Annotated in this window: 7 protein-coding genes and 2 pseudogenes; 5 read left to right on the top strand and 4 right to left on the bottom strand. The window is 63.2% G+C overall.

The features are described from left to right. On the bottom strand, positions 1 to 1,558 hold a 1,558-nt coding region (locus tag AC1D2K_RS26960), incomplete at its 3' end, for a carboxypeptidase regulatory-like domain-containing protein (protein ID WP_478092451.1). Between the two features lie 268 nt (positions 1,559 to 1,826). Here AC1D2K_RS26960 and minC point away from each other — a divergent pair. From minC to minE, 3 genes are read left to right on the top strand one after another with little or no spacing between them, the layout of a single operon-like run. Continuing rightward, positions 1,827 to 2,588 carry a septum site-determining protein MinC gene (gene minC, locus AC1D2K_RS26955; RefSeq protein WP_478092449.1) on the top strand — a complete coding sequence of 254 codons (762 nt, stop codon included), beginning with the start codon at positions 1,827 to 1,829 and terminating at the stop codon, positions 2,586 to 2,588. Positions 2,589 to 2,645: 57 nt separating this feature from the next. Then, the gene (gene minD, locus AC1D2K_RS26950; protein ID WP_478092447.1) at positions 2,646 to 3,458 is read left to right on the top strand and encodes a septum site-determining protein MinD; all 813 of its coding nucleotides are present in this window, start codon (positions 2,646 to 2,648) and stop codon (positions 3,456 to 3,458) included. Positions 3,459 to 3,460: 2 nt separating this feature from the next. Next, complete coding sequence (minE, locus tag AC1D2K_RS26945) at positions 3,461 to 3,733, top strand: cell division topological specificity factor MinE (protein ID WP_478092445.1); 273 nt, start codon at positions 3,461 to 3,463, stop codon at positions 3,731 to 3,733. 192 nt (positions 3,734 to 3,925) lie between these two features. Here the strand turns inward: minE and AC1D2K_RS26940 are convergent. After that, a pseudogene (locus AC1D2K_RS26940) lies at positions 3,926 to 4,270 on the bottom strand (transposase); the annotation flags it as partial. Between the two features lie 93 nt (positions 4,271 to 4,363). On the opposite strand from AC1D2K_RS26940, the gene AC1D2K_RS26935 reads away from it, so the two are divergent. Then, complete coding sequence (locus AC1D2K_RS26935; RefSeq protein ID WP_478092452.1) at positions 4,364 to 4,873, top strand: DUF1993 domain-containing protein; 510 nt, start codon at positions 4,364 to 4,366, stop codon at positions 4,871 to 4,873. A 42-nt stretch (positions 4,874 to 4,915) separates the two neighbouring features. Here AC1D2K_RS26935 and AC1D2K_RS26930 read toward each other — a convergent pair. Together AC1D2K_RS26930 and AC1D2K_RS26925 are read right to left on the bottom strand one after the other, a co-directional pair. Then, positions 4,916 to 5,222 (bottom strand): annotated as a pseudogene (locus AC1D2K_RS26930) (IS5/IS1182 family transposase); the annotation flags it as partial. Positions 5,223 to 5,349: 127 nt separating this feature from the next. Next, positions 5,350 to 6,069, bottom strand: a complete 720-nt coding sequence (locus tag AC1D2K_RS26925) for a hypothetical protein (protein ID WP_478092442.1) — start codon at positions 6,067 to 6,069, stop codon at positions 5,350 to 5,352. 302 nt (positions 6,070 to 6,371) lie between these two features. On the opposite strand from AC1D2K_RS26925, the gene AC1D2K_RS26920 reads away from it, so the two are divergent. After that, the coding region (locus AC1D2K_RS26920; protein ID WP_478092441.1) for a hypothetical protein at positions 6,372 to 6,756 on the top strand (385 nt) is incomplete at its 3' end.

Raw genomic sequence — 6,756 nt, 5'->3', positions numbered from 1 at the left:
GCTCCTCGTCGCTGAGCTGAGGCAGGAAGAAGGCGTTGGGTTCCGCCGCCGACGGATGGCCCGGGCGGGCCGGATCCCGGTAGCCCCCGGCGATGCGCAGCAGCGAGGTGTTCCCGGTCAGGCCGCCCGGCTTGTCCACCACCAGGTTGGCGTTGCCGCCGCCCGGCCTGTAGGTGTAGGAGGCGCCGTTGGGTATCGTCACGAGCGCCTGGACCAGCGGATTGCCAGCGCCTTTGATCTGGCCTTTGGGGATCGTCACGTTGTACGCCACGTTCAGATAGCTGGACGCCGGCGCATGCAGGAAATCGCGGTCCTGCACGGTCGGCAGGACGTTGACGTTGTAGGCGTACTGATTGCCGATCAGCTTGAGCACGCCGTCGACGCTCTTCGCGACGAGATTCTGGTTCTGCTCCGCGCCCGTGCTGTCGACGCTGCGGTAGCTCAGCACCATGTCGCCGTTCGGACGGAAGAACTGCTGCACGCCGCGGTCGAACCTGAGGCCGGTGGCGCCGGGCCTGAAGAGCGACGAGAACGCGCCGGTGCTGCCGACCTTGTTGCCGTTGCTGAGGAAGCTGGCTGGATCGTCGTTGGCGAACAGGGTCTTGCATTCCGGCGCGATGACGTCGGCCGCGACGCCGCTCACCGGTGCCGTGTCGTTGGGTGCGTTGACCCGCTTCGACAGCGGCAGCGCGTAGCACTGCGTGAGGCGCTCGAACAGCGCGGCCACGGCCAGCGAGGCGCCGGCCGGTGCCAGCGTCGCGGTCGCGACGGATTGCGGCAGGGCCGGCGGCGTCGCGTCGCTGCTGCGGAAGACGATCGAGACCGGCGCAGCGCCTTCGGTGGCGGGCACGCTCTTGACCGTGATCTCGATGTTGGCGGCCGTGCCGTCGGGCCGCACGCTCACGGCGATCGAGTCGAGCAGGCGGTCGTGGCCGGAGCCGTCGGCCGTGAAGCTGCCGCTGATCGGGTCGACGGCGTCGCCGATCAGGGTCAGCAGCGGCTGCAGCGCGGCGATCAGTTCGGCCACCTGCTGCTTGACCGTGGCGTCGGTCACCACGTCGGGCTGGGTCGCGATGGCGCCGGCCAGGTTCGCCGGATCGCCATTGGGCGCGAGGCGGGAAACGATGATGGTGGTCAGCGGCGTGACGTTGACGTTGCCGCCCGCAGCGCTCGCGGTGGTGCTGTAGAGGGTCAGGTCGTCGCGCGCGGCCATGACCACGAGCGGCGCCTTGGTGCCCTCGGGCAAGGTGCATTCGTAGRCCCCCTTGGCGTCGGTCTCGGTGCTGCACACGGTGATGCCGCGCTGGTCGATCACCGTCACCTTGGCGCCCGCGAAGGCGGCGCCGGTGGCGGCGATGCCGCTCAGCTTGGCGGCCGCCGGCGTGGCGGTATCGCCGCCGGCGCCAGCGCCAGCGCCACCGCCACTGCTACTGCCACCGGTGCTGGTGCCGCCGGTGGGCAGGAAGCCTCCGCTGCCACTGCCGCCTCCGCCGCAAGCAGCGAGCGACAGCAGAAGCGCAGTGGACAGGGCAAATCTCGTCTTTGGATGGATGCGCAACAAAATCAAACTCCTCGGTAATTCGGACCGCTAACGAACTGTTACAGCGGTGAAAGGAGTCTCTCCGCGGGCCGGGGCGCGATGAATAGTGCAATTGCACTAAGCGAGCGCCGGCGCGGGCTCGCGACCGTGAGCGAAGTCACGGCGCGGCGCGCGCGAAGTGCAACCTGGTGCAAGAAGTGTTGTCCGGCCGGCCAATCGTTGCGACCTTTTGCAACGTCCGGCCCCATGCCCGTTAGACTCCAACGCTTTTCGCACAAGCTTTTCCATGGCAGATGCATCCGCCGCGCGCACCAGGGCGGTATTCGAATTCAAGAGCGCCACGCTGCCGCTGATCGCAGTCATCCTCAAGACGGCCGATCTCGAGGTGCTGGCGCAAGCGCTCGACGCCCAGTTGGCGGACTCGCCCGACTTCTTCGAACAGGAGCCGGTGGTCATCGACCTCTCGCAACTGCAGGACGAAGAGTCCGACGCCGGGGATACGCTCGACTTCGCCGCGCTGCGCAGCCTGCTGGCGCGCCACCAGACCCAGCCGGTGGCGGTGCGTGGCGGCAGCGATGCGCAGCACGCCGCGGCCCGCGCCGCCGGCCTGTCGATCACCGCGATGCCGGTGGCGCCGGCCCCGCGCCCCGCCGCCCCGCCCGCCGAAGCTGTCGCCGAAGCGCCCCAGATCGTGCGCGAAGTGCCGGTGCCGGCCAACGGCACGCTGGTGATCGACAAGCCGCTGCGCTCGGGCCAGCAGGTCTACGCGCGCGGTGGCGACGTGATCGTGACCGCGGTGGTGAGCTTCGGCGCCGAAGTCATTGCCGACGGCAATGTCCACGTCTACGCGCCGCTGCGCGGCAAGGCGATCGCCGGTGCCCGCGGCGATACTGCGGCGCGCATCTACACGACCTGCATGGAGGCGCAGCTGGTGGCCATCGCGGGCATCTACCGCACCTCGGAGGTGGCGCTGCCGGCGGAGATCGCCGGCAAGCCGGCCCGGATCTCGCTTGACGGCAAGAAGATCGTCATGGAGCCGATCCTCTGATCGATGGGCGCGCTCGGCAACCGAACAACTGAAACATACGAACGAAGAAGGAATGGCATGGCCAAAATTGTGGTGGTGACCTCGGGCAAGGGCGGCGTCGGCAAGACGACCACGAGCGCGAGCTTCGCATCGGGACTGGCATTGGCAGGCAAGAAGACGGCCGTGATCGATTTCGACATCGGCCTGCGCAACCTCGACCTGATCATGGGCTGCGAGCGGCGCGTGGTGTACGACCTGGTCAACGTGATCCAGGGCGAGGCCAACCTGCACCAGGCGCTGATCAAGGACAAGCAGTGCGAAAACCTGTTCGTGCTGGCCGCCTCGCAGACCCGCGACAAGGAGGCGCTGACCCAGGATGGCGTCGAGAAGATCCTCAAGGAACTGGCCGAACAGGGCTTCGACTACATCGTCTGCGACTCGCCCGCGGGCATCGAGACCGGCGCGATGATGGCGATGCACTTCGCCGACGAAGCGCTGATCGTGACCAACCCCGAGGTCTCCTCGGTGCGCGACTCGGACCGCATCCTGGGCATGCTGGGCTCCAAGACCAAGCGCGCCAAGGAAGGCAGCGAGCCGATCAAGGAGCACCTGCTGATCACGCGCTACAACCCGAACCGCGTGGCCGGCGGCCAGATGCTGTCGCTCGAAGACATCCAGGACATCCTGCGCATCAAGCTGATCGGCGTGATTCCCGAGTCCGAAACCGTRCTGCAGGCCTCCAACCAGGGCGTGCCCGCGATCCACGACACCGACACCGACGTCGCGCAGGCCTACAGCGACGTGGTCGCGCGCTTCCTGGGCGAAGACAAGGCAATGCGCTTCGTCGACGCCGAGAAGCCGGGCTTCTTCAAACGAATCTTCGGAAGGTAGCCATGTCTCTTTTTTCCTTTCTGCTCGGCGAGAAGAAGAAGACGGCGAGCGTCGCCAAGGAACGGCTGCAGATCATCCTCGCGCACGAGCGCAGCGGCCTGGGCACCAAGCGGCCCAACTACCTGCCGGAACTGCAGCGCGAGCTGATCGCGGTGATCTCGAAATACGTGTCGATCAAGGCCGAGGACATCAAGGTGCACCTGGAGAAGCAGGACGACCTCGAGGTACTCGAGGTCAAGATCGAGCTGCCGGACGCACTGGCGGCACGCAGCTAGGCATTCGTTCGCGACCTGCCGCGATGCTTGTCGCAGGTTAATGAGTCCCTCGCGCGGGAGGGCTAGCCTTGTGTCTTTCCTTGAGGAGATCACACATGGCGGCCTCGCTGCCGAAAGGACCACACGCTCCAGCACCGGGTGGCGCTCGAGGTCATGCGCGAAGGCGTGGTGCAGGCCGACGAGGGCCAGTTGCTACAGGTCCGGCAGATGGCCTGGCAGTTCCGCGACTCGTCTCACAACCACGTGCAGTCGATGGATGCGAGCTGCCTTCCAATCCCGTATCGGCATCGTCCATTTCTGGCTGATGTTGTTCAGTGCCAGGTAGAAAAATTTGAAGACTGCCTCATCGGTTGGAAATGAGCCTCGGGTCTTGGTTATCTTCCTCAGGCTCATGTTCACCGATTCAATGGCGTTGGTCGTGTCAATCATCTTGCGGATGTCGGCCGGGTAATCGAAGAACGGCGACAGGCGCATCCAGTTGCGCCGCCAGGATTGACCAATCGGCGCGAAGGATGCGTCCCATTTGCCCTCGAATTTCGGATTGCCTTTTTGCTGTTAGCCTTGCATGGTTGGCAGGGCTTCTGCCATACCGGCCCCGGCCATCGTGCCCAATTGAAAAGTGAATTCACCATGACCAGCCCGCTGTACAACGCCTCCGTTCCCGTCATGCAGCAGATGCTGCGCGCCCTGTCCGATGTACTCAAGAAGGCCGAAGACCACGCGACACAAAAAAATATCGATCCGAATGCTCTGCTGCATGCGCGACTATTCCCCGACATGTTTCCGCTAATACGTCAGGTACAGATCGCCTCGGACTTCTCCAAAGGCATTGCCTCCCGACTGKCTGGTGCCGAGGTGCCATCCTGGCCCGACACCGAGGTCAGCTTCGCCGACCTGCAAGCGTTGATTGCCAAGGCTCTAGCCCATATCGAATCCTTCAAGTCCGAGCAATTTGATTCAAGCGAGAGCCGCGAGATCGTACTGCGCCCCGGCACGCCCAAGGAAAAGAAGCTGACAGCCAGCGCATATCTTCTGCACTATGGTCTGCCGCAGTTCTTCTTCCACGTGACCACCGTCTATGCCATCTTGCGCCACAACGGTATTGAGATCGGTAAGCGCGACTATATGGGTGCCTACTAACACAAGCGTTCAGCCACTCGGGCCACTGCCGCGCGATGGCATGGCGCACAGCACCGCGTGCAGCGCATCGCCCGTTTGCCCCTTGAGCCAGCTCCGATCCATTCCGTTGTCGTGCTTGAGGTGCCCGATGGCGGGCTCGACCGCCTGTCTTCGTTTGAGCCAGCGTCTTTGTTGATCGGCCATCGTCTTGATCCGGCCCCGGTGAATGCTCGGCCAGCGTATGCCCGTCATACGGATTGCCCGTGAAGCTGCGCGCTCCAACCATCAAGCCCTGCTTGTGCGAGACCGCCACGCGGACCTTCCCGCCGAACTCATGGGGCTTGCGAGCCTTGCCCTGACTGGCGGCATCGCCTAGGCCTTCGTTCGCGACCTGCCGCGATGCTTGTCGCGGGTCAATGAGTCCCTCGCGCGGGAGGGCTAGCCTTGTGACTTTCCTTGAGGAAATCACACATGGCAGCCTCGTGGCCTGCCGATCACTACTTGTTCGATGCCTTGGCCGCGATATCTTGAGCGGCATCTCGCATCGCCACCTTGAGCGCTTGAACGGGGTATCGCATGTTTATGCTCTTGTTGAGCCCGTGGTAGGGAATGCGCTGAGTGGAGCTGTACGTTTTTCCATTCAGCTCGATTTCAACGAATAGCTCAATTCGAGGCCATTGGGCTATGGGCGTGCCGTCTGCGCTGACGCTCAAAATGCCAGGGCCGCCGTCCGGAATGCCTGCTGAGGCAGCAGCAGCGCTGAACGCAAAGTTAGCGGCGGCATTTCTATGAGCACTGCCAAGTTTGTTGAAGATTTCGAAATGTTTGAGATAGGCAGTTGTCTGATCAAATTGGTCAGCATTTATGGCGAGTAGCTGGCCTCTGATGTACGCGATGCGCTCCGGGACGAGCTGTGCGTCCCCGAGCCGATACTCCCCGTATCTCTCGCTCTGAAGTGACAAGCTAATGACCTCTGGAGTTTTCTCGACCTCTGGTCGTTGATCGATGATTCGGAAGGTCGAAGCCTGATCTTTCCATGCATCGTCATATGGATACTTCGTGCTAGTCGCGCAACCAGAAAGAGCGGCGAGGAAGACTGCCAATGAGAGGCTGCGGCCGACGCAGCCCATGCGATTTAATCGATCGCGAAAAGATCTGAGCATCATCATTTTTAGTTGGGGTGGTGTGTGGATGAGAGATGGCGGCCAATTGTTCATGGCCTTCAGTTTGTGTGCACGCGCTTCAGCGATGTGTCCCCGACCCGCAATCAAAGCGTTTTGCGCGCGCTGCGATCGACCGCTATCCCGCGATTTCTGCGGCGTAAGCGACCGGCTGCCTGTGGCCGACTGCGGAAGTCTAAGGCGTGATTCGTCGGCGGAGCAATGATGCTCGGTATGGCGAACCCCTATGCCCCCCAAAATCGCATTTGCTATGCGTTTGCCATGCCGTTTGCTATCGGTTTGCCATCGCGCAGGTATGCTCGCCGCGTGGCAAGGCCTGCCACCGGAGGAGCTATTCGATGACCACATGCGGAATCTTCGGGTTCAATTTCACACGAGCGTTCGAGGCTCATGGACTCAAGTTCCAGCCGCTCTATAGGGACCCCGTCGAAGCGAGGAAGCGCGCCCATGACCGAGAGGTGCACCAGCTTACCGGTACGGTTTCGGGCACCCGCTTGCAGGACAGCGCGGTCCCCCACCGACTAGGTGCTGTCCTGTCGTTCATGGAGCGCTTAGACGTACGTCTGAGCGAACCCACGGAGGATGGGGCTGCGACCTCCGAGCCGGTTACGCACTTCGGCGAAGTCATGCGCCTTGGAGAACGTTCTCCGAATGGCGGTGAAGTGATTGCCGCTGACCACTACAACCCGCACCGCGAGGCACGCCGTGACTTCATTGAACGCG

Source organism: Variovorax sp. P1_H12_2, assembly GCF_056405335.1.
The sequence above is the reverse complement of the archived record's forward strand: the minus strand, read 5'-3'. Positions and strand labels throughout refer to the sequence as shown.

Excerpts from the sequence above, each read along its gene's own strand:
- minC (WP_478092449.1), top strand. The coding sequence starts at position 1,827 with ATGGCAGATGCATCCGCCGCGCGCACCAGGGCGGTATTCGAATTCAAG.
- minE (WP_478092445.1), top strand. The coding sequence starts at position 3,461 with ATGTCTCTTTTTTCCTTTCTGCTCGGCGAGAAGAAGAAGACGGCGAGC.
- AC1D2K_RS26925 (WP_478092442.1), bottom strand. The coding sequence starts at position 6,069 with ATGAACAATTGGCCGCCATCTCTCATCCACACACCACCCCAACTAAAA.